Below are 20,963 nucleotides of genomic sequence, written 5' to 3'. Positions count from 1 at the left end.
ACGAAAGGGACGTCACCCGCCATTTTCGCAGGTTGCCGCCGCCGCGGCCCGTCACCGGAAATAGTGCAGCAGCGATTCCTTCTGATAGCGGGTGTATTCGGCATCCGCCTCGCCCATGGCCCGCACCCACCGGCGCGCCATCTCCTCCTGCCCGGCGCGGTTGAGACGGCACCCGTCGACCCGGTAGGCCGCGCCGAGCGCATCGACGTCGGGGCCCGGGAACCGCCGGTGCAGCGGGTCGCGCGCGGCCTGGAGCTGGGCGCTGGAGATGTCCGGGTCGGGCTGGCCCGCGCACCCGGACTGCCGGGCGATCAGCCACTTGCCGATCCGCACCTGGCGGTTGATCGACTTGATGACCGCGTCGACCTGGGTCGCGTGTTCGCTGCGCGGGGTGCCGGCGTCGGCCATGCCCTGCTGCCACAGCGCGTAGTCGAAGCGCATGTGGTGCGCACGGGCCATCGCGAGCGCAGCCTGCAGCCGCGTGCGGGCCGGCGAGTCCGTCAGCCAGTCGGCCGCGCGTGCCCGCTGCACGCCCACCGGCAGGAAGACGACGCGGTCCGCCCGGCCGAGGCGGAGCAGGGCCTCGCCCAGCGGCACCCATTGGGCGCCACCCTGGCAGTCGGCCCAGTCGAACGGGTCGCCGGCGGGCTTCTCGGCGCCGTCCAGCCCGAGCTGGTAGACACCGGCCGCGGGCTGGAACGCGTGCGCGTTGCAGTTCGAGGCCAGCGCGCCCCCGATCACGAGGATGCGGATCTCGCCCGCATGCGCCGTGCCGGCCAGCAGGCCAGCGGCCACGAGGCAGGCCGCCCTAGCAACCGACCACATACCGGCTTCGGCGTCCGAACTGCCGGCGCACCAGGTGCACCAGCACCACCGACACGCCGATGACCACGGCCGCTTCGACCGCCAGCGCCAGCAGCGGGTGCCACGCGGTGCCCCGCAGGAGCCGCCCATGGCCGGCCGCCAGGATACCGTGCAGGAAGTAGAGCCCGAAGCTGATGTCGGCCAGGTGGCTCAAGGCCGCGCTCGGGCGATCGAGGAACCGGTGGATCAGCAGGAAGGCGGCCACCAGCAGGCCGAGCTTTCCGGACTGCACCGTGTTGAGGGTTCCCAGCGCGTCGCCGAACCCCATCGGCCCCGGGTCCCGCGCCAGGTCGAGCGCCAGCGCGCCCGAGAGCACCCCAGCGCCGCCCAGCACCAGCGCCCAGAACCATCGCCCCTCCGCCAGGCGCGCGATGCGCCCGGCGTGGACCGACGCGGCGATGCCGAGCAAGTAGAAGCCCAGGTAGTGGGCCGCGCCGAGGAACGGGTTGAGGCTGCCGACCGGGCGTCCCGAAGACAGGCTGAACACGAGGGCCGCCAGCACGACCGGCAGCAGCCACGCCCCCTGCGCGAGGCGGTGGAACAGCGGGGTCATCACGAAGATCACGCTGATCATGGGAATGAACCAGAGCGTCTTGACCAGCGATCCGCCGACCAGCAGCGACCACAGCACATAGGCCGGCGCGGACAGGTCGAACGCCTCGGCCCGCGACTCGAGCAACCCGGCGGTGATCACCGGCACCGACAGCACGAGGTAGGGGCAGATCACGTGGCGCAGCTTGCGGCCGAGGTAGGCCGTGTGGTCGAAGCGTGCGTGCTCGGTGTGATGGAACAGGTAGCCCGAGATGAAGATGAACAGCGTCGTGCCGCCGCCGAACACGAACAGGAACAGCCGGCCCGCCTCGCCGAAGTCCCGGATCGATTCCAGGTGGCACACCATCACGCAGAGGATCGCGAGGGCACGGAAGTTTTCGAGCGAATGCCGGTGCACGGGCCGGCTCGTGGCGAGCGGCCTCGGCGCGGCGGCGGGAACCTCGCTGCCCAGCGGCGCGGTGACGTCGAGAGAATTCATGGGCGGACTCGAAGCGGAAAGTCCGGTCGATTGGAGCCTCCGAATGCGCACGGGGCATGACGCGGCTCGGCGCCGCGCGGAGTCCGAATGCGCTACGTCGGAATTCGTATCTTCAGGTGGGTGGCTCCGCGTCCACCACACGCTGCCGCGGGCCCGTGCTGCCCGGCAGGATGGGGGCATCGGTGGCCACCAGCACACTCCCCGGCTGCAGCAGCGGCAGCACGCTCGCCACGAACGCGGGCGGGATCTCCACGTTGTCGATCGCGGCCCGGTCCAGCGCCTGACCCGCCTCGCCCTCGTGGCCGGGCACGCCGACCGCAATCCACCGAGGCTCGCCGCCGTCTGCTGTGGCCGCCGCCATCGTGAACGCGTGGGTGCCCGTCCACGCACCGGGCTGCCGCAGCCGGAAGCGTGTGCGGCCGATCTCGACGCCGCCCCGCAGCACCACCAGCCGTTCGTCGCGGCTGCTGAGCACCAGCGACACCGGGCCGGCCGGGGCCACCTCCGGGGTCCACCGGCTGTTCTCGTCGGCCGCCAGCGGCCCGGGCGCCACGTCGAAGGCCCCGCGGGCGGCCACGGGCGACAGCATCGTCGGATGCACCACCGATGCCGGGGACACGCCGTCCTTGCCGATCACGACGGTCACTCCGAGCGCGGTGGTCTCGAAGAGGCGGCGGGCGAACTCGGTCGGCAGGTGGACGCAGCCGTGCGATTCGGGGTAGCCGGGCAGCCCGCCCGCGTGCAGCGCCACGCCGTCCCAGGTGAGCCGCTCCTGGAACGGCATCGGCGCGTCGTTGTAGAGGCTCGAGCGGTGGTTCCGATCCTTCTGCAGGATGGTGAACACCCCGGTGGGCGTCGCGTGCCCGGGCTTGCCGGTGCTGACCGTGCTCACCGCCTCGAGCAGGCCGTTGCGGTAGACGTAGGCCCGCTGCTCGTTCAGGCTCACGACCACCACCATCGGACTGGCCGGCCCGCTGTCACCGGCCCAGATCCACTGGCCCGCCTTCAGTTCGGCCGGGGGCAGGTCCACCGGGCTGGAGCGGGGTGCCCCCCAGACGGGCGCCGCGCGGGCGAGGCCCGGCAGCAGCGAGGTCAGCGTGACGGCGCCCAGGGAGGCCAGCCATCGGCGGCGGAACGGGAGGATGCGGGAGGTCGGCATGGCGGCCATTGTCGACGGTGTCCATGGCGGTGCAAGCCACCGGTCTGCCGAGAACTGGCGGGATCGGAACCCGCTTTTCGGGCCATGCACACGGCCCTGTCGTCCGGAAAATCCCTACGGCGCCGCGTGGTCCGGGCGTCGTGTGTCCCTCCCCTCCTGCGAAACCCACCCCCCATGATGTTCTTCCACACCTTGTCCGTCCGGGCCAAGCTCACCTGCGCGTTCGCGTGTGTGCTGGTCACGATGCTCCTGCTCGCCGGCTTCTCCGGCTGGCAGCTCTCGAAGGTGTTCGAACGGACCGACGAGATCATGAAGTACCGTCTCACGGGCATCCGCGACAGCGGCCACATGCTCGAATGGGTGCCGCGCCTGCGCACCCGCGAGATGGCGCTGACCACGGCCGCGCCGGACAAGGTGGACGCCATCGCCGAACGCGTGAAGGCATCCCAGGACGAGTTCGCGAAGTACAGCAAGATCTACGAGGAAGCCATCGCCACGCCCGAGGAACGCGCGCTGTTCGAGGCTGCGCAGTCGGCGTGGGGCGCCTACATCGCCATCGACGCACCGCTGATCGCGGCCGCGAAGGCCGGACGCCTCGACGAGGCGCGCCAGATCGTCGACGGCAGCGGCAAGGCCTTCGAGGCCGCGCTGAACGCCGTGCGGGCGCTCGGTGAATACAACGACCGGCTGTCCCAGGAGGACGCCGCCGCCGCGAAGGCCGCCTACGAAGGCAGCCTGCGTGGCATGGCCGTCCTGATCGTCGTCGCCGCGGGCATCGCCACGGCGCTCGGCCTGCTGCTGACCCGCGCCATCGCCGTGCCGCTGCGTGATGCCGTCGACCTCGCGAAGGCCGTCGCGGACGGCGACCTCAGCCGCTCGGCCACCACGTCGTCCGCCGCGGGCCGCGACGAAGTGGGCCAGCTCTCGGTGGCGCTGGGCCAGATGGTGGGCCAGCTGCGCAACGTCGTCGGCGACGTGCGCAAGGGCGTGGACGCCGTCTCGCATGCCTCGTCGGAGATCGCCACCGGCAACCTCGACCTGAGCCAGCGCACCGAGGAGCAGGCGTCGAACCTGCAGCAGACCGCGGCCTCGATGGAACAGCTGACCGCCACCGTGCGCCACAACGCCGACAACGCCCGTGCCGCCTCGCAGTTCGCGGAACAGGCCACGCAGGTGGCGGCGAAGGGCGGTGACGTGGTGGCCGGTGTCGTGAGCACGATGAACGGCATCACCGAGTCGTCGCGCCGCATCGCCGACATCGTCGGCACGATCGACGGCATCGCGTTCCAGACGAACATCCTCGCCTTGAACGCCGCGGTGGAAGCCGCTCGCGCCGGCGAGCAGGGCCGCGGCTTCGCGGTCGTGGCCGGCGAGGTGCGCACCCTCGCCCAGCGCAGCGCGCAGTCGGCCAAGGAGATCAAGGCGCTGATCGAGACCAGCGTGTCCAGCGTCGCCGACGGCTCGCGCCAAGTGGAGGACGCCGGCGCCACGATGCAGGAGATCATCCAGCAGGTGCGCCGCGTGGGCGACCTCGTGTCCGAGATCACCGCGGCCACCGTCGAGCAGTCGCAGGGCATCGACCAGGTGGGCCTGGCCGTGTCCCAGCTCGACCAGGTCACGCAGCAGAACGCTGCGCTGGTCGAGGAATCCGCGGCGGCCGCCGAGAGCCTGAAGCACCAGGCGCAGTCGCTCTCGCAGGCGATGTCGGTGTTCCGCCTCGGGAGCTGATCGCCCTCAGGCCCGCTTCGGCAGGCCGTACGCCGTGATGACGTAGTCGGAGAGGTCGTAGCCGAGTTCGGTGACGATCTCCTTCAAGCGCGCTTCGACCGCCGGGTCGAAGAACTCCTTGACCTCGCCGGTGCGCGTGCACACGAGGTGGCCGTGGTGGCGCTCGCCATCGTTGAGTTCGTAGACGGCCTTGCTGTTGCCCAGCTGGCTCTTCTTCAGCAGGCCGGCCTCCTCGAACTGGTGCAGCACGCGGTAGACCGTGGCGAGGCCCAGGTCGGCGTCTTCCGCCAGCACGAGGCGGTACACGTCCTCGGCCGACAGGTGGCGGCGGTCGCTCGCCTGGAAGAGTTCGAGGATCTTGACCCGCGGTGCGGTGGCCTTGAGGCCGTTCTGTTTCAGGTCGAAGGGGTGGTTGTCCATGGCCTGGTGGTGTTCTGGAATGAGTGCACGATGCTCCGCCGCGGGCCGGGCCTCATCGGGCCCCTCCTGCGGTCACCGCAGCGGTGTTCCAGTATAGCCGCCAATGCGAATAATTTTCATTTGCGGGATTCAGCCGCGGGTCGTCGGGCGCACGCGCCATTGCACCGACAGGCTCAGGCTGTCGCCCATCCGCAGGGATTCGAGCCCGGGCCGTCCGGGCAGATGGAACGCGTCGATCGGGTGGGTCACCGGCTCGAAGCAGAACGACTCGCCGTGCGGCGGGCGGTACAGCAGGCAGTGACCTTCGGCGCAGTAGCGCTGCAGCGACGTCACCACCATCGTCATCTCCAGGCCCCGCTCGGGCCACTGGATCAGCGCCTCGCCGGGCCAGCCGCTGTACGCGTTGTCGATCAGGCTGCCGTTCACGTCGGCCGCGTCCCGCAGGTCCCACGTCGCGGGGAAGTCCTCGGTGTGCCGGGTGGGGATGGGATCGTCGCCGCTCAGCCAGACGCCCCGTACGGGTGCCGTCAGGCGCGTGCCGGGCGTGCGCGGGAACCACGGGTGCAGGCCGAGGCCGTAGGGCAGCGGCTGCCGGCCCATGTGCGTGACCTGCACCGCCTGGTCGAGGCCGCCGTCCACCAGGGTGAACGTCTGCACCGCGTGGTAGTCGTACGGGTTGCCGCCGTGGCCATGCGATTCGAGCGACATCTCGATGGTGTCGCAGCGGCGCTGCGTGAAGGTCCACGGCTGCAGCCAGCCGTCGCCATGGATCGGGTACGGCTCGCCCTCGCGGTTGGGTTCCATCGGATGGAATTTGCCGTTGTGCTCGAAGCCGCCCGCGCTGATGCGGTTCGACCACGGCACCATCGCGAACGAGGCCAGCGTGTAGCGGTCCTCGGTCCGGCCGTCCCACGGCCGCCACAGGTCCAGCAGGCCCTCGGGGCGTTCGAGCTGCCACGCGGCCACGCCGCCTCCGAGGCTCGGGACGAGGCCCAGGCGCTGTCCGGCGTGGTGGAGCCACACGGTCTCGTGGCGGGACGCGGCGGTGTCGGACGCCGCGTCGTGGCGCGGCTCGGCAGTGGCGAACATGACAGGGAACCTCCCCGCGGGATCAACCCGCGAAACGATGGGGCGCCTGCCCCGGGCTGTCGATCTCGACGGCGAACAGGGAACCCGCCAGCGGCTGCTCGGCGAGCTGCGCCTCGGTCAGTTCGTACCGGGCACTGGTGATGAACAGGGTGCGGAAGTCAGGGCCGCCGAACGCGACGTTGGTGATGTGGGCCGTCGGCAGGTCCACGCGGGCGAGCTCCTGCGCGGTCACGGGATCATGGCACGTCACGCGCGACCCGCCCCAGTGGCAGATCCAGAGGCGGCCCGCCGCATCGGTGGTCATGCCGTCGGGATAGCCCTCCCCCGGGCCGAACTTCAGCCAGGGCCGCTTGTTCGACACCGCGCCGGTGGCCGGGTCGAGGTCGAACGCGTTGACCTGCTGGTGGACCGTGTCGTTGAAGTACATCGTGCGGCCGTCGGCCGACCACGTGGGACCGTTCGACACCGCGTAGCCGTCGTCGAGCCGCGTGCACGAACCATCGGCCTCGTAGCGATACATCGCACCGGTGGGATGGGTCGCGCCGAAGTCCATCGTGCCGGCCCAGAAGCGGCCCTGGGCATCGCACTTGCCGTCATTGAAGCGGTTGCCCACCCGGTCCGGCTCGGGTTCGTGCAGCCTCGTCAACCGCTCGGTGGACGGATCGAAGAACGCGAAACCACGACGCAGCGTGACGATCAGGCCCGGCGCGTTCGCACGTTCGGCCAGCGCCGAGATCTCCTCCTCGAACTTCCAGCTCGCGCGCGCGCCGGTGGCCGGGTGGTACCGGTACAGCGTGCGTTCGAGGATGTCGACCCAGTAGAGCGATTGCTCGCCGGGCGACCACATCGTGCCCTCGCCGAGCGTCGCGCCGGCGGGCCACAGGCACCGCACGGCGCCGAGAATATTCGGGGAGGAGAGAGGCGTGTTCAATGAGATTCCCTGGGAACGCCGGCCCCGCTGCCGCCAACCAGGAAATCGAGGTCGGCGCCCAGGTGGGCCTGCTGGACGTGTTCGACGTAGAGCTTGTACCAGCCGCGCTTGGGCACCTCGGGGGCGACCCACTCGGCACGCCGGCGCGCGAACTCCTCGTCGGAGACCTCGACGTGCAGCCGTCGCGCCGCCACGTCGAGTTCGATCATGTCGCCGTTGCGCACGAGCGCGAGCGGCCCGCCGGCCGCGGCTTCGGGCGACGTGTGCAGCACCACGGTGCCGTACGCCGTGCCGCTCATGCGGGCGTCGGAGATGCGGACCATGTCGGTGATGCCCTTGCGCAGCACCTTCGGTGGCAGCGGCATGTTGCCCACTTCGGCCATGCCGGGGTAGCCCTTCGGGCCGCAGTTCTTCAGCACCAGCACGCAGTGTTCGTCGACGTCGAGTTCCTCGTCGTCGATGCGCGCGTGGAAGTCTTCCGCGTTCTCGAACACCACGGCGCGGCCTCGGTGCTTGAGCAGGTGGGCGGATGCCGCCGACGGTTTGATCACCGCGCCGTCGGGCGCGAGGTTGCCGCGCAGCACGGCGATGCCGGCCGCCGGCATGAAGGGCGACTCGGGCGACTGGATCACCTCGCGGTTGTAGTTCGGCGCGTCGGCGATGTTCTCGCCGATCGTGTGACCGTTGACCGTGAGCGCCTCGGTGTGCAGCAGCGGCGTGATGTCGCGCAGCACCGCGGGCAGGCCGCCCGCGTAGTAGAAGTCTTCCATCAGGTACTTGCCCGATGGCTGCAGGTTCAGCAGGCACGGCACCTCGGCGCCGAGGCGGTCGAAGTCGTCGAGCGTGAGCTTCACGCCGATGCGGCCCGCGATGGCCAGCAGGTGGATCACCGCATTGGTCGATCCGCCGATGGCCGCATTGGTGCGGATGGCGTTCTCGAAGGCCTGACGCGTCAGGATCTTCGACATGCGGAGATCTTCGTTGACCATCTCGACGATTCTGCGACCCGTGAGTTGCGCCAGGCGGTTGCGCCGGGTGTCGGCGGCCGGGATCGCCGCGTTTTCCGGCAGCGACATCCCGAGCGCTTCCACCATGCTGGCCATGGTGGAAGCGGTTCCCATTGTCATGCAGGTTCCGCTCGAACGGTGCATGCACGACTCCGCCGCGGTGAATTCGTCCATCGTCATCTCGCCGGCCCGCACCATCTCCGACATCTGCCACACCCCGGTGCCCGAGCCGATGTCCTTGCCCCGGAACTTGCCGTTGAGCATGGGCCCGCCCGACAGGCCGATGGTGGGCAGGTCGCAGCTGGCGGCGCCCATCATCAGCGACGGCGTGGTCTTGTCGCAGCCCATCAGCAACACGACGCCGTCGATCGGGTTGCCGCGGATCGACTCCTCGACGTCCATGCTCGCGAGGTTGCGGAACAGCATCGCGGTGGGACGCAGCTGCGTCTCGCCGAGCGACATCACCGGGAACTCGAGCGGGAACCCGCCGGCCTCGTAGACGCCGCGCTTGACGAACTCGGCCAGCTGGCGGAAATGGCCGTTGCAGGGGGTCAGTTCACTCCAGGTGTTGCAGATGCCGATGACCGGACGGCCATCGAATTCGTCGTGCGGGTAACCCTGGTTCTTGATCCAGCTGCGGTGCATGAACCCGTCGCGGTCCTGCTTGCCGAACCAGGCCTGGCTGCGGCGGAACGGGTACTTGGGCTTGGGCTTCTGGGAATCCATTGCGTGCGTGTCCTTCGGATCGGTGGGCGGCGGCTCACATTCACAAGCCCCTTGACGCGGCGGATCCTAGCAAGGCACATTGATGATAGAAAAATAAGAAATTAACACCCTGACATACCTACTTTGCAATAGCTACAGGATTTCATGGCCTCGAACCTCACTTCCAGCCTCGCCCGGTACCCCAGCCTGCAGGGCCGCCGCGTGTTCATCACCGGGGGCGGCACCGGCATCGGCGCCGCCATGGTGTCCGCCTTCGCCGAGCAGGGTGCTCACGTCGCGTTCGTCGACATCGCCGAGGCACCGAGCCGCGACCTGGCGGCATCCCTCGCCGTCGCCGGGCATCCCGCCCCGTGGTGGCGCGTGTGCGACGTGCGCGACGTCACCGCGCTGCAGCAGGCGGTGACCGATGGCGCAGCCGCGCTGGGCGGCGACTTCGCCGCGCTGGTGAACAACGTCGCGAGCGACGACCGGCACACGCTGGAATCGGTCACGCCGGCGTACTACGACGAGCGGGTCGCCATCAACGAACGCCCGGCCTTCTTCGCGATCCAGGCGGTGGCGCCCGGCATGAGGCGCCTGGGCGGCGGCTCCGTCATCAACCTCGGCTCGACCGGCTGGCAGACCAAGAGCGGCGGCTACCCCTGCTACGCGATCGCGAAGTCGTCGGTGAACGGGCTCACGCGCGGGCTCGCCGCGAGCCTGGGGGCAGACCGCATCCGCGTCAACACGGTGTCGCCGGGCTGGGTCATGACGGAGCGGCAGGTCAAGCTGTGGCTCGACGCCGAGGGCGAGGCCGCCCTGGCGCGCAACCAGTGCCTGCCCGACAAGCTGCAACCTTCCGACGTCGCACGCATGGTGCTGTTCCTGGCCTCCGACGACGCGGCGATGTGCACCGCGCAGGAGTTCAAGGTGGACGCGGGCTGGAGCTGAGCCGGCTCAGTCCACCGACAGCGGATCGAACCGGCTGCCGTACACGCTCGTGGCGGTGGTCTTCAGCGCCTTGAGCATCACCTTCGCCGCGGGTGACAGCAGCTTGTCGGTGCGGGTGATGATGCCGAAGGTGTCCATGTGGCACGGCAGCTCCATCGGGAGGATGGAGACGATGCCGTGCGCCGCGTAGTAGCGCGCCACGTCGGTGGCCACGACACCGATCATGTCGCTCTGCTGCAGCATCTTCGTGGTGAACAGCAGGGCCGACGTCTCGATGACGTTGATGGGCGGCTCGAGCCCCACCTCCTGGAACATCAGCTCGAACCGATGGCGCAGGATGCTGCCCACCGGCGGCACGATCCAGCCGGCGCTCAACGCGTCGCGCAGCGTCAGGTTGGCCACGTTCAGCAGCGGGTGGCCCGGCCGGGTGATGGCGCTCACGGGCTCCTCGGTCAGCACCTCGTAGCGCAGGTCGCTCTTGTCGTGCTGGGCGAAGAGGCGCGACACCAGCATGTCGAGCTTGCCGTGCACCAGCCGCTCCATCAGCACGTCGCTGGTCTCGATCTGCAGCGACACCCGCAGGCTCGGATGCTCCTGCTTGACCAGCGCCACCGCCGGCGGCAGCAGCACGAGCCCCGGCGCCGTGATGGACCCGACGCTCACCTGCCCGAACCGCCCCGCCTTCAGCGCCTCGACCTCGTCGTGGGCCTGGTTCAGGCTCGCGAGCGCGACGCGGGCGTGCCGGATCATGGTTTCCCCGTACCAGGTGGGCCGCATGCCGCGCGGCAGCCGCTCGAAGAGCGACACCTCGAGCACGTCCTCCAGGTCCTTCAGCAGCTTGGAGGCCGCCGGCTGGGTCATGTTCAGCACCTGGGCGGCGCGATGGATGTTGCCCTCCTCCGCCAGGGCCACGAGCAGCAGCAGTTGGCGCGTCTTGAGGCGGGCACGGATGAACCAGTGGGTGTAGTTCGTCATAAGGGTTTACGTCGATTCAAGATCGTATATCGGAAGCGAGCAAATTTCTATTAGAAAGATATCCCAGCGGTTCGTACGATGCGCCACCTTGATCTGATGGCTTTCCCGAACCCCATGCGACTGATCCAGTTCATCGACGACGACGGCGCCCCGAACCTCGGACAGGTGGACACGTCCGGCCGGTCCCTGCGGCGTGTCGCCCACCACCGCAGCACCTACGACCTGGCCATGGCGGCCCTGGCCCGCGGCACCACGCTCGAGGCCGTGACCGAAACGGCCGGCGGCGAACTGCCTTACACCCGCCTGCTGGCCGACGGCCGCGTGCTGCCGCCCCTCACCCACCGCGACCCGGCCCACTGCCTCGTCACCGGCACCGGCCTCACCCACCTCGGCAGCGCCGCCACCCGCGACGCGATGCACCACAAGCTGTCCTCCGACGAGACGACGCTGTCCGACTCGATGCGCATGTTCAAGTGGGGCCTCGACGGCGGCAAGCCCAAGGGGGGCGAGCCCGGCGTGCAGCCCGAGTGGTTCTACAAGGGCGACGGCCAGATCGTCGCCGCCCCCGGCGCCCCGCTCGAGAGCCCGTCGTTCGCACTCGACGGCGGCGAGGAGCCCGAACTCGTGGGCCTGTACGTGATCGGCGCCGACGGCACGCCGCACCGCCTCGGCTTCGCCATCGGCAACGAGTTCTCCGACCACGTCACCGAACGCCAGAACTACCTCTACCTCGCCCATTCGAAGCTGCGCGCCTGCGCCGTGGGCCCCGAACTTCGCACCGGCGCCCTGCCCGACCACCTGGCCGGCACCAGCCGCGTGCGCCGCGGCGACATCGTGGTCTGGGAGAAGGCCTTCCTGACCGGCGAGGCGAACATGAGCCACACGATCGCCAACCTGGAGTACCACCACTTCAAGTACGCGGCCCACCGCCGCCCCGGCGACGTGCACCTGCACTTCTTCGGCACCTCGACGCTGAGCTTCGCCGACGGCATCCGCGTCGAACCGGGCGACCGCTTCGAGATCGACCTGCCCGACCTGGGCGCCGCGCTCGTGAATCCGCTGGCCGTGGCCGACGCCGGGTTCGGCATCGGCGGCGTGAAGGCCCTCTGAGCGAGCCGACCATGGCCACCCTCGCCTGCAAGAACTACTTCAACGGCCGCTGGGAGACCGGGGTCACCACCGGCATCAGCACGAACCCGTCGGACCTCGACGAGGTGGTGGCCGAGTACGCGCGGGCCGACCGCAGCCAGACCGACAACGCGATCCGCGCCGCGGCCGACGCGCTCGCCTCGTGGGCACTCAGCACGCCGCAGCGCCGCGCCGACGCGCTCGACCAGATCGGCACCGAACTGCTCGCGCGCCGCACCGAACTCGGCGAACTGCTGGCGCGCGAGGAAGGCAAGACACTGCCGGAAGGCATCGGCGAAGTGGCCCGCGCGGGCAACATCTTCAAGTTCTTCGCCGGCGAGGCCCTGCGGCTGGGTGGCGAGCGGCTGCCGTCGGTGCGCCCCGGCGTCGACGTGGAGGTGACCCGCGAGCCCGTGGGCGTGGTCGGGATCATCGCCCCGTGGAACTTCCCCTTCGCGATCCCCGCCTGGAAGATCGCCCCGGCGCTGGCCTTCGGCAACAGCGTGGTCTTCAAACCGGCCGAACTGGTGCCTGCCTGCGGCTGGGCGCTGGCCGAGATCATCAGCCGCGCATCGCTGCCGGCCGGTGTGTTCAACCTCGTGATGGGCAGCGGCCGCCAGGTGGGCCAGGCGCTCGTCGACAGTCCGCTGGTCGACGCCATCAGCTTCACCGGCTCGGTGGGCACGGGCCGCCAGATCCTCAAGGGCACGGCCGAACGCGGTGCGAAGGTGCAGCTCGAGATGGGCGGCAAGAACCCGCTCGTCGTGATGGCCGATGCCGACCTGGAACAGGCGGTGGACTGCGCGCTGCAGGGCGCCTTCTTCTCGACCGGCCAGCGCTGCACGGCGTCGAGCCGCCTGATCGTCGACGCCCCCATCCACGACCGCTTCGTCACCCGCCTGCGCGAACGCACCGCCGCCCTCAAGGTGGGCCACGCGCTGCACCGCGACACGCAGATCGGCCCGGTGGCGGACGAACACCAGCTCGAGCAGAACCTCGGCTACCTCGCCATCGCCCGCGAGGAAGGCGCCGAACACCTCGTGGGCGGCGACACGCTGCAGCGCCAGACGCGCGGCCACTACATGAGCCCGGCCCTCTTCCTCGCCCAGCCGCAACACCGCGTGGCGCGCGAGGAGATCTTCGGCCCCGTCGCCTGCGTGATCCGAGCGGAAGGCTACGAGCATGCGCTGGCCCTCGCCAACGACACCCCGTTCGGTCTGTGCGCCGGCATCTGCACCACGTCGCTGAAACACGCAACGCATTTCAAGCGCCATGCACAAGTGGGGATGACGATGGTCAACCTCCCCACCGCTGGCGTCGACCATCACGTGCCCTTCGGCGGACGCAAGGAGTCCAGCCACGGGTCGCGCGAGCAGGGCCGCTACGCGGCCGAGTTCTACACCACCGTGAAGACGGCCTACACCCTGGCCTGACGCGCGACCCGTTTTCCGTTCACGAAGGAGAGAGCCCCACCCCCGACCCCGTTCGACACTGCGGCACGAGACCGCAGGCCATCCAAACCCTTGCGAGGACTTCCATGAAATTCCAAAGACGCACCCTGTTTGCAGCGCTCGCCGCTGCTTCGTTGACCACCGCGTGGCCCCTGACTGGCTTCGCGCAGAAGAAGATCGTGCTTGGTTTCAGTCAGATCGGCGCCGAGAGCGAATGGCGCACCGCCAACACCGAATCCATCAAGGCCGCGGCCAAGGAAGCGGGCATCGAGCTGAAGTTCTCCGACGCGCAGCAGAAGCAGGAGAACCAGATCAAGGCGATCCGCTCGTTCATCGCGCAGAAGGTCGACGTGATCGCCTTCTCGCCGGTGGTGGAGTCGGGCTGGGACACCGTGCTGCGTGAAGCCAAGGCCGCGAAGATCCCGGTGATCCTCACCGACCGCGCCGTCGACAGCAAGGACACGTCGCTGTACGTGACGTTCATGGGTTCGGACTTCATCGAGGAAGGCCGCAAGGCGGGCCGCTGGCTCGTCGAGAAGGTCAAGGGCAAGACCGGTGACGTGAACGTCGTCGAGCTGCAGGGCACCGTGGGTTCCGCGCCGGCCATCGACCGCAAGAAGGGCTTCGAGGAAGCCATCAAGGCCGACCCGCGCATCAAGATCATCCGCTCGCAGACCGGTGACTTCACCCGCGCCAAGGGCAAGGAGGTGATGGAAGCCTTCCTGAAGGCCGAGGGCAAGAAGATCAACGTGCTCTACGCGCACAACGACGACATGGCGATCGGGGCCATCCAGGCCATCGAGGAAGCCGGCATGAAGCCGTCGAAGGACATCACCATCATCTCGATCGACGCCGTCAAGGGCGCCTTCGAGGCCATGATGGCGGGCAAGCTCGACGTCACCGTCGAATGCAGCCCGCTGCTGGGCCCGCAGCTGATGAGCGCCACGAAGGACCTCGTGGCCGGCAAGTCGCTGCCGAAGCGCATCGTGACCGAGGAGACCATCTTCCCGATGGAAGTGGCCGCCCGCGAGTTCCCGAAGCGCAAGTACTGAGCATCCCTGGAGAGAGATCATCATGAAGAAGTTTCAGCGCCGCACCGCGCTGGCCGCGCTCGTGCTCGCCTTCGGCGCCGCGAGCCTGCCGGCCGCGGCCCAGGACAAGGGCACGATCGGCGTGTCCATGCCCACCAAGTCCTCCGCCCGCTGGATCGCCGACGGCGACAGCATGGTCAAGGCCCTGAAGGAAAAGGGCTACAAGGCCGACCTGCAGTACGCCGACGACGACATCCCGAACCAGCTGGCCCAGGTGGAGAACATGATCACCAAGGGCGTGAAGGTCCTGGTGATCGCCGCCATCGACGGCACCACGCTGTCGGACGCGCTGCAGAAGGCGGCCGACCGCGGCATCAAGGTCGTCTCGTACGACCGGCTCATCAAGGGGTCGAAGAACGTGGACTACTACGCCACGTTCGACAACTTCCAGGTGGGCGTGCTGCAGGCCGGCTACATCGAACACGCGCTCGACCTGAAGAACAAGAAGGGTCCGTTCAACATCGAGCTGTTCGGCGGCTCGCCGGACGACAACAACGCCTTCTTCTTCTACGACGGCGCGATGTCGGTTCTGAAACCCTACATCGACAGCGGCAAGCTCGTCGTCGGCAGCAAGCAGGTCGGCATGCAGAAGGTGTCGACGCTGCGCTGGGACGGCGCGGTGGCGCAGGCGCGCATGGACAACATCCTGAGCGCCTTCTACACCAAGGGCCGCGTGGACGCCGTGCTGTCGCCGTACGACGGCCTGAGCATCGGCATCCTGTCGTCGCTCAAGGGCGTGGGCTACGGCACGCCGCAGCAGCCGTTCCCGGTGGTGACCGGGCAGGACGCGGAGATCGCCTCGGTGAAGTCGATGCTCCGCGGTGAACAGCGGGCCACGGTGTTCAAGGACACCCGCGAGCTCGCGAAGGTGGCGGCGCAGATGGTGGACGCGATGCTGACCGGCAAGACGGTGCCCATCAACGACACGAAGACCTACAACAACGGGGTCAAGGTCGTGCCGTCGTACCTGCTCAAGCCGGTGAGCGTGGACGTCGCCAACTACAAGCAAGTGCTGGTGGGAAGCGGTTACTACACGGAAAGCCAACTGAAGTAACCGTGTTCCACATGCCCGCTCCGCGCCCCCGCGCGGGCGGGCTTTTTTCCAGAAGCCCCTCATCGAAGGACCCCGAGGCGAGATGACCGAAGCCCTGCTCGAGATGCGGGACATCCGCAAGACCTTCCCCGGCGTCAAGGCGCTGGACGGGGTGGACTTGCGCGTGCAGCCCGGCGAGATCCACGCCGTGGTCGGCGAAAACGGCGCGGGCAAGTCCACGCTGATGAAGGTGCTGAGCGGCGTCTACCCCAGCGGCAGCTTCAGCGGCGAGATCCGCTTCGACGGCCAGGACCGCCACTTCCGCGACATCGCCGAGAGCGAAGCCCTCGGCATCATCATCATCCACCAGGAGCTGGCGCTCGTGCCGCTCCTGTCCATCGCCGAGAACCTGTTCCTCGGCAACGAACAACAGCGGTACGGCGTGATCGACGCCGAGGCCACCTTCTCCCGCACCCGCGACCTGCTGCGCAAGGTGGGCCTGGCCGAGTCGCCCGCCACGCCGGTCACGCAACTGGGCGTGGGCAAGCAGCAGCTGGTCGAGATCGCGAAGGCGCTGTCGAAGGACGTGCGCCTGCTCATCCTCGACGAACCCACCGCGAGCCTCAACGAAAGCGACAGCGACGCGCTGCTCGCGCTGCTGCTGGGCCTGAAGTCCCAGGGCATCTCCTGCATCCTGATCTCGCACAAGCTCAACGAGATCGCCAAGGTGGCCGACTCGATCACCGTGCTGCGCGACGGCCGCACGGTGGACGCCATCGACTGCCGCGAGGCCCCCGCGAGCGAGGACCACGTGATCCGCAGCATGGTGGGCCGCGAGATGGCCGACCGCTATCCGAAGCGCACCCCGAACGTCGGCGACGTCGTGTTCGAGGTCAGCGACTGGCGCGTGTTCCACGAGGTGCACGCCGACCGCGAGGTGATCCGCGGCGTGGACTTCCACGCACGCCGCGGCGAGATCGTGGGCATCGCCGGCCTGATGGGCGCCGGGCGCACCGAGTTCGCGATGAGCGTGTTCGGCCGTTCGTACGGCCAGCACATCACGGGCGAGGTGCGGCTGGGCGGCCAGGTCATCGACGTCTCCACCGTGCGCAAGGCCATCCAGCACGGCATCGCCTACGTCACCGAAGACCGCAAGGGCCTCGGCCTCGTGCTCGAGGAACCCATCCGCGAGAACATCAGCCTCGCGAACCTCTCCGGCGTGTCGCGCCACGGCGTGGTGGACGCGGCCCGCGAGTTCGGCGTGGCCCAGGACTACAAGCGCAGCCTGCGCATCCGCTGCGCGAGCGTGATGCAGAAGGTGGTGAACCTGTCGGGCGGCAACCAGCAGAAGGTGGTGCTCGGCAAGTGGCTGTTCACCACGCCGGAGGTGCTCATCCTCGACGAGCCCACGCGCGGCATCGACGTGGGCGCCAAGTACGAGATCTACTCCCTCGTGGCCGAGCTTGCCGCGCAGGGCAAATGCATCGTGATGATCTCGTCGGAGATGCCCGAGCTGCTCGGCATGTGCGACCGGATCTGCGTGATGAACGAGGGCCGGTTCGTGGGCGAATTCCCCGCGGCCGAAGCCACCCAGGAAAAGATCATGCGCGCGATCGTCACCTCGAGCCACTGACATCATGGACAACGCCATCCCCTCCCCTTCCCCCGCGCAGCAGCCGCCCGCGCGCTCCTACGCCGGCTTCCTGAAGAACAACTTCCGCGAGTACGGCATGCTCGCGTCGCTGATCGTCATCATGGGCTTCTTCCAGTTCATGACCGACGGCACGCTGATGCGCCCGCTGAACCTCACGAACCTGATCCTGCAGAACAGCTACATCGTGATCATGGCGCTCGGCATGCTGCTCGTGATCGTCGCCGGCCACATCGACCTGTCGGTGGGGTCGGTGGTCGGCTTCGTCGGCGCGCTCGCCGCGGTGCTGATGGTCGAGTACCACGTGCACTTCCTCGTCACCATCGTGCTGAGCGTGCTGGCCGGCGCACTGATCGGCGGCGCACAAGGCGCGTTCGTCGCGTACTTCCGCATCCCGTCGTTCATCGTCACGCTCGCGGGCATGCTGGTGTTCAAGGGCCTCACCCTCGCGCTGCTGCAGGGCCAGTCGGTGGGTCCGTTCCCCGAGGGCTTCCAGCGCATCAGCTCGGGTTTCCTGCCCGACCCGTTCGGCGGCGAGTCGGTGCGCGTGCTGTCGCTCGCGATCGGCGTGCTGGCCGCGCTGGCCTGGGTGGCCGCGAAGGTGCGCAGCCGGGCCCGCCAGAACAAGCACGGCATGGAGGAGGAGCCCTACTTCTTCTTCCTCGGCCGCACGCTGGTGTTCGCCGCGCTGATCGTGCTGATCAGCTGGATCCTGTCGTCGTACCGCGGGCTGCCCAACGTGCTGATCGTGATGGCCGTGCTGATGCTCGCCTACGACTTCGTCACGAGCCGCACCACGATCGGCCGGCGCATCTACGCGCTGGGCGGCAACGAGAAGGCCGCGCGCCTGTCGGGCATCGACACGAAACGCCTGTCCTTCCTCACCTTCGTGAACATGGGCGTGCTGGCGGCACTGGCCGGTCTCGTGTTCGCCGCGCGCCTCAACACGGCCACGCCGAAGGCCGGCGTGGGCTTCGAGCTGGACGTCATCGCGGCCTGCTTCATCGGCGGCGCGTCGGCCTCGGGCGGCGTGGGCAAGGTGATGGGTGCGGTGATCGGCGCCTTCGTGATGGGCGTGATGAACAACGGCATGTCCATCCTCGGCATCGGCATCGACTACCAGCAGGTCATCAAGGGGTTGGTCCTCCTGGCCGCGGTGTTCGTCGACGTGTACAACAAGAACAAATGACCATCGCCACCTTCCCCGTGCTGCTGGAACTCTCCGGCATCGACAAGCAGTTCTTCGGCGTGCCCGTGCTGAAGCAGGCCGGCCTGTGCCTGCGCGCGGGCGAGGTGCACGCGCTCATGGGCCAGAACGGCGCCGGCAAGTCCACCCTCATCAAGGTGCTGACGGGCGTGTACGCGGCCGACGCGGGGGCGATGACCCTCGCGGGCCAGCCGGTGCGGCCGGCCTCGCCGGAGCAGGCCCAGGCGCTCGGCATCAGCACGGTGTACCAGGAGGTCAACCTCTGCCCCAACCTGTCGGTGGCCGAGAACATCTTCGCGGGGCGCTACCCCCGCCTCGGCCCGCTGGGCGCGTGGCGCATCGACTGGGCCGGCATGAACCGGCGCGCCCGTGACCTGCTCGGCCGGTTGAACCTCGACATCGACGTCACCCGCACGCTGTCCACGTTCCCGGTGGCCGTGCAGCAGATGGTGGCCATCGCCCGCGCGCTCAGCGTCGAGTCGCGCGTGCTGATCCTCGACGAGCCCACGTCGAGCCTCGACACCGGCGAGGTGCAGCAGCTGTTCGACGTGCTGCGCCGGCTGCGCGAGGAGGGCCTCGCCATCCTCTTCGTCACCCACTTCCTCGACCAGGTCTACGCCATCTCCGACCGCATCACGGTGCTGCGCAATGGCAGCCTCGTGGGCGAGTACCGCGTGGAAGACCTGGGACCGAAGGCGTTGATCGCCGCGATGGTGGGCCGGGAACTGGCGGACGCCGCCACCGCCGACCCCGACCAGGTGCCCGCGGCCGACGGCGAGCCCGTGCTCGAGGCCCGCGGCCTCGGCCAGCGCGGCCAGCTCAAGCCGCTCGACCTGGCGCTGCGCGCGGGCGAGGTGGTGGGCCTGGGCGGCCTGCTCGGCTCCGGCCGCACCGAACTCGCCCGGCTGCTGTTCGGCCTGGCCACGCCCGACTCGGGCGAACTGCGCATGCGCGGCAAGGCGGTCAAGCTCGACTCCCCGGCCGACGCCGTGGCCCACGGCCTCGCGCTGTGTCCGGAAGACCGAAAGACCGACGGCATCGTGGCCGAACTGTCGGTGCGCGAGAACATCGTGCTCGCGCTGCAGGCCCGCACCGGCCTCAAGCGCTGCCTGTCGGCGGCCCAGGAACGCGCGCTGGCCGACAAGTACGTGAAGGCGCTCGGCATCAAGACGGCCGACATCGACACCCCCATCGGCCTGCTGTCCGGCGGCAACCAGCAGAAGGCGCTGCTCGCGCGCTGGCTGGCCACCGGACCGTCGGTGCTGATCCTCGACGAACCCACCCGCGGCATCGACGTGGCGGCCAAGCAGGAGATCATGGACGAGATCCTGCGCCTCGCCCAGGAGGGCATGGCGGTGCTGTTCATCTCGTCCGAGATGGCCGAGGTGGTGCGGGTGTCGCATCGCATCGCCGTGCTGCGCGACCGCGCCAAGGTGGGCGAACTGCCCGCCGGCAGCGGCGAACACGCCGTGTACCACCTGATCGCCGAAGAGACCCCATGAACTCGCTGATGAAACACCGGCTCGTGTGGCCGATCGTCACGCTCGTGCTGCTGCTGGCCATCAACGCCACGTTCAACCCGCAGTTCCTGCACCTGTCCTGGCGCGACGGCCACCTCTACGGCAGCCTGATCGACATCCTCAACCGCGCCGCACCGCTCGTGCTCGTGTCGCTGGGCATGACGCTCGTGATCGCCACGCGGGGCATCGACATCTCCGTGGGCGCGGTGGTCGCCATCTCCGCGGCGCTGGCCGCCTGGATGATCGGCGGCACGCTCGTCGTGAACGACGGCGTGGCCACGCACGTGAGCCGCTTCCCCATGCCCGTGGCCATCGCCGCGGCGCTCGGCGTCGCGCTGGTGTGTGGCGTGTGGAACGGGTTCCTCGTGGCGAAGGTGGGTATGCAGCCCATCATCGCCACGCTGATCCTGATGGTGGCCGGCCGCGGCATCGCACAGCTGATCACCAACGGCCAGATCATCACGATCTACTACGGGCCCTACTTCTTCATCGGCAGCGGCTACCTGCTCGGGTTGCCGTTCTCGGTGTTCATCGTCGCGGCCGTCTACCTGCTGGTGTCGCTCGCGATGTCGCGCACGGCGCTCGGCCTGTTCATCCAGTCGGTGGGCATCAACCCGGCGGCCGCGCGCGTGGCCGGGGTCAAGGCCCGCAGCATCACGGTGTGGGTGTACGCGTTCTGCGGCGTGTGCGCCGGCGTGGCCGGGCTGCTGATCAGCTCGAACGTCAAGAGCGCGGACGGCAACAACGCGGGCCAGCTGCTCGAACTCGACGCCATCCTCGCGGTCACGCTCGGCGGCACGCTGCTCACCGGCGGTCGCTTCAGCCTCGCCGGCAGCGTGATCGGCGCGCTGATCATCCAGACCCTCACCTACGCGATCTACTCGCTGGGCGTGCCGCCCGAGGTCAACCTCGTGGTCAAGGCCGCGGTGGTGTTCGCGGTGATGCTGCTGCAGTCGGCCGAGTTCCGCGCGAGCCTCCGCCAGCTGGTGCAGCGTCCGCCGGTGGGAGGAGCCTCCGCATGAA

General features: G+C 69.0%; 18 protein-coding genes. 10 read left to right on the top strand and 8 right to left on the bottom strand.

Going from position 1 to position 20,963, the window contains the following annotated elements; translation table 11 throughout:
- Nucleotides 1-51: 51 nt before the first annotated feature.
- The 3 genes from A4W93_RS11160 to A4W93_RS11150 all read right to left on the bottom strand — a co-directional run bounded on the left by A4W93_RS11160 (nucleotide 52) and on the right by A4W93_RS11150 (nucleotide 3,053).
- Entirely contained in the window at nucleotides 52-825 is a 774-nt protein-coding gene (locus A4W93_RS11160) for a hypothetical protein (RefSeq protein WP_157131634.1), read from the bottom strand.
- Entirely contained in the window at nucleotides 809-1,894 is a 1,086-nt protein-coding gene (locus A4W93_RS11155) for an acyltransferase family protein (RefSeq protein WP_157782145.1), read from the bottom strand. The genes A4W93_RS11160 and A4W93_RS11155 overlap by 17 nt, the downstream gene beginning before the upstream one ends.
- 112 nt (nucleotides 1,895-2,006) lie before the next feature.
- Nucleotides 2,007-3,053 (bottom strand): L,D-transpeptidase, encoded by a 1,047-nt coding sequence (locus A4W93_RS11150; protein ID WP_085754128.1) that lies wholly within the window; start codon nucleotides 3,051-3,053, stop codon nucleotides 2,007-2,009.
- A 174-nt stretch (nucleotides 3,054-3,227) separates the two neighbouring features.
- Here A4W93_RS11150 and A4W93_RS30685 point away from each other — a divergent pair, with 174 nt between their 5' ends.
- A complete protein-coding gene (locus tag A4W93_RS30685; protein ID WP_169726530.1) occupies nucleotides 3,228-4,781 on the top strand; it encodes a methyl-accepting chemotaxis protein in 1,554 nt (517 codons plus the stop codon).
- A 6-nt stretch (nucleotides 4,782-4,787) separates the two neighbouring features.
- Here the strand turns inward: A4W93_RS30685 and A4W93_RS11140 are convergent, their stop codons facing one another.
- The 4 genes from A4W93_RS11140 to araD form a co-directional block, all read right to left on the bottom strand.
- Nucleotides 4,788-5,201 carry a Fur family transcriptional regulator gene (locus tag A4W93_RS11140; protein WP_085750671.1) on the bottom strand — a complete coding sequence of 138 codons (414 nt, stop codon included), beginning with the start codon at nucleotides 5,199-5,201 and terminating at the stop codon, nucleotides 4,788-4,790.
- 129 nt (nucleotides 5,202-5,330) lie between these two features.
- On the bottom strand, nucleotides 5,331-6,290 hold the full coding sequence (locus A4W93_RS11135; protein ID WP_085750670.1) for an aldose 1-epimerase: 960 nt from the start codon (nucleotides 6,288-6,290) through the stop codon (nucleotides 5,331-5,333).
- 22 nt (nucleotides 6,291-6,312) lie between these two features.
- Nucleotides 6,313-7,221, bottom strand: a complete 909-nt coding sequence (locus A4W93_RS11130) for an SMP-30/gluconolactonase/LRE family protein (RefSeq protein ID WP_237357760.1) — start codon at nucleotides 7,219-7,221, stop codon at nucleotides 6,313-6,315.
- Nucleotides 7,218-8,954 (bottom strand): L-arabinonate dehydratase, encoded by a 1,737-nt coding sequence (gene araD, locus A4W93_RS11125; RefSeq protein WP_085750669.1) that lies wholly within the window; start codon nucleotides 8,952-8,954, stop codon nucleotides 7,218-7,220. The genes A4W93_RS11130 and araD overlap by 4 nt, the downstream gene beginning before the upstream one ends.
- Nucleotides 8,955-9,098: 144 nt before the next feature.
- On the opposite strand from araD, the gene A4W93_RS11120 reads away from it, so the two are divergent.
- Nucleotides 9,099-9,884: an SDR family NAD(P)-dependent oxidoreductase gene (locus A4W93_RS11120; protein ID WP_085750668.1), complete on the top strand. Its 786-nt coding sequence runs from the start codon at nucleotides 9,099-9,101 to the stop codon at nucleotides 9,882-9,884.
- 6 nt (nucleotides 9,885-9,890) lie between these two features.
- Here A4W93_RS11120 and A4W93_RS11115 read toward each other — a convergent pair whose 3' ends face one another.
- The gene (locus A4W93_RS11115; protein ID WP_085750667.1) at nucleotides 9,891-10,859 is read right to left on the bottom strand and encodes a LysR family transcriptional regulator; all 969 of its coding nucleotides are present in this window, start codon (nucleotides 10,857-10,859) and stop codon (nucleotides 9,891-9,893) included.
- Nucleotides 10,860-10,973: 114 nt separating this feature from the next.
- Here A4W93_RS11115 and araD1 point away from each other — a divergent pair, with 114 nt between their 5' ends.
- From araD1 to A4W93_RS11075, 8 genes are all read left to right on the top strand, one after another.
- Nucleotides 10,974-11,969 carry an AraD1 family protein gene (araD1, locus tag A4W93_RS11110; protein ID WP_085750666.1) on the top strand — a complete coding sequence of 332 codons (996 nt, stop codon included), beginning with the start codon at nucleotides 10,974-10,976 and terminating at the stop codon, nucleotides 11,967-11,969.
- An 11-nt stretch (nucleotides 11,970-11,980) separates the two neighbouring features.
- The gene (locus A4W93_RS11105) at nucleotides 11,981-13,420 is read left to right on the top strand and encodes an aldehyde dehydrogenase family protein (protein ID WP_085750665.1); all 1,440 of its coding nucleotides are present in this window, start codon (nucleotides 11,981-11,983) and stop codon (nucleotides 13,418-13,420) included.
- A gap of 104 nt (nucleotides 13,421-13,524) precedes the next feature.
- Nucleotides 13,525-14,490 (top strand): ABC transporter substrate-binding protein, encoded by a 966-nt coding sequence (locus A4W93_RS11100; RefSeq protein WP_085750664.1) that lies wholly within the window; start codon nucleotides 13,525-13,527, stop codon nucleotides 14,488-14,490.
- A gap of 22 nt (nucleotides 14,491-14,512) precedes the next feature.
- Complete coding sequence (gene chvE / locus A4W93_RS11095) at nucleotides 14,513-15,583, top strand: multiple monosaccharide ABC transporter substrate-binding protein (RefSeq protein WP_085750663.1); 1,071 nt, start codon at nucleotides 14,513-14,515, stop codon at nucleotides 15,581-15,583.
- A gap of 82 nt (nucleotides 15,584-15,665) precedes the next feature.
- The gene (gene mmsA, locus A4W93_RS11090; RefSeq protein ID WP_085750662.1) at nucleotides 15,666-17,195 is read left to right on the top strand and encodes a multiple monosaccharide ABC transporter ATP-binding protein; all 1,530 of its coding nucleotides are present in this window, start codon (nucleotides 15,666-15,668) and stop codon (nucleotides 17,193-17,195) included.
- Nucleotides 17,196-17,199: 4 nt separating this feature from the next.
- Nucleotides 17,200-18,402: a multiple monosaccharide ABC transporter permease gene (gene mmsB / locus A4W93_RS11085; protein ID WP_085750661.1), complete on the top strand. Its 1,203-nt coding sequence runs from the start codon at nucleotides 17,200-17,202 to the stop codon at nucleotides 18,400-18,402.
- Nucleotides 18,399-19,922 carry a sugar ABC transporter ATP-binding protein gene (locus A4W93_RS11080; RefSeq protein WP_085750660.1) on the top strand — a complete coding sequence of 508 codons (1,524 nt, stop codon included), beginning with the start codon at nucleotides 18,399-18,401 and terminating at the stop codon, nucleotides 19,920-19,922. Before mmsB ends, A4W93_RS11080 begins: the two co-directional genes overlap by 4 nt.
- Complete coding sequence (locus A4W93_RS11075) at nucleotides 19,919-20,962, top strand: ABC transporter permease (protein WP_237357759.1); 1,044 nt, start codon at nucleotides 19,919-19,921, stop codon at nucleotides 20,960-20,962. Before A4W93_RS11080 ends, A4W93_RS11075 begins: the two co-directional genes overlap by 4 nt.
- Nucleotide 20,963: the final 1 nt, after the last annotated feature.

It is taken from the genome of Piscinibacter gummiphilus (genome assembly GCF_002116905.1).
GTDB lineage: Bacteria > Pseudomonadota > Gammaproteobacteria > Burkholderiales > Burkholderiaceae_C > Rhizobacter > Rhizobacter gummiphilus.
Note: the sequence above shows the minus strand (reverse complement) of the source record. Positions and strands in the feature narration are given on the sequence as shown.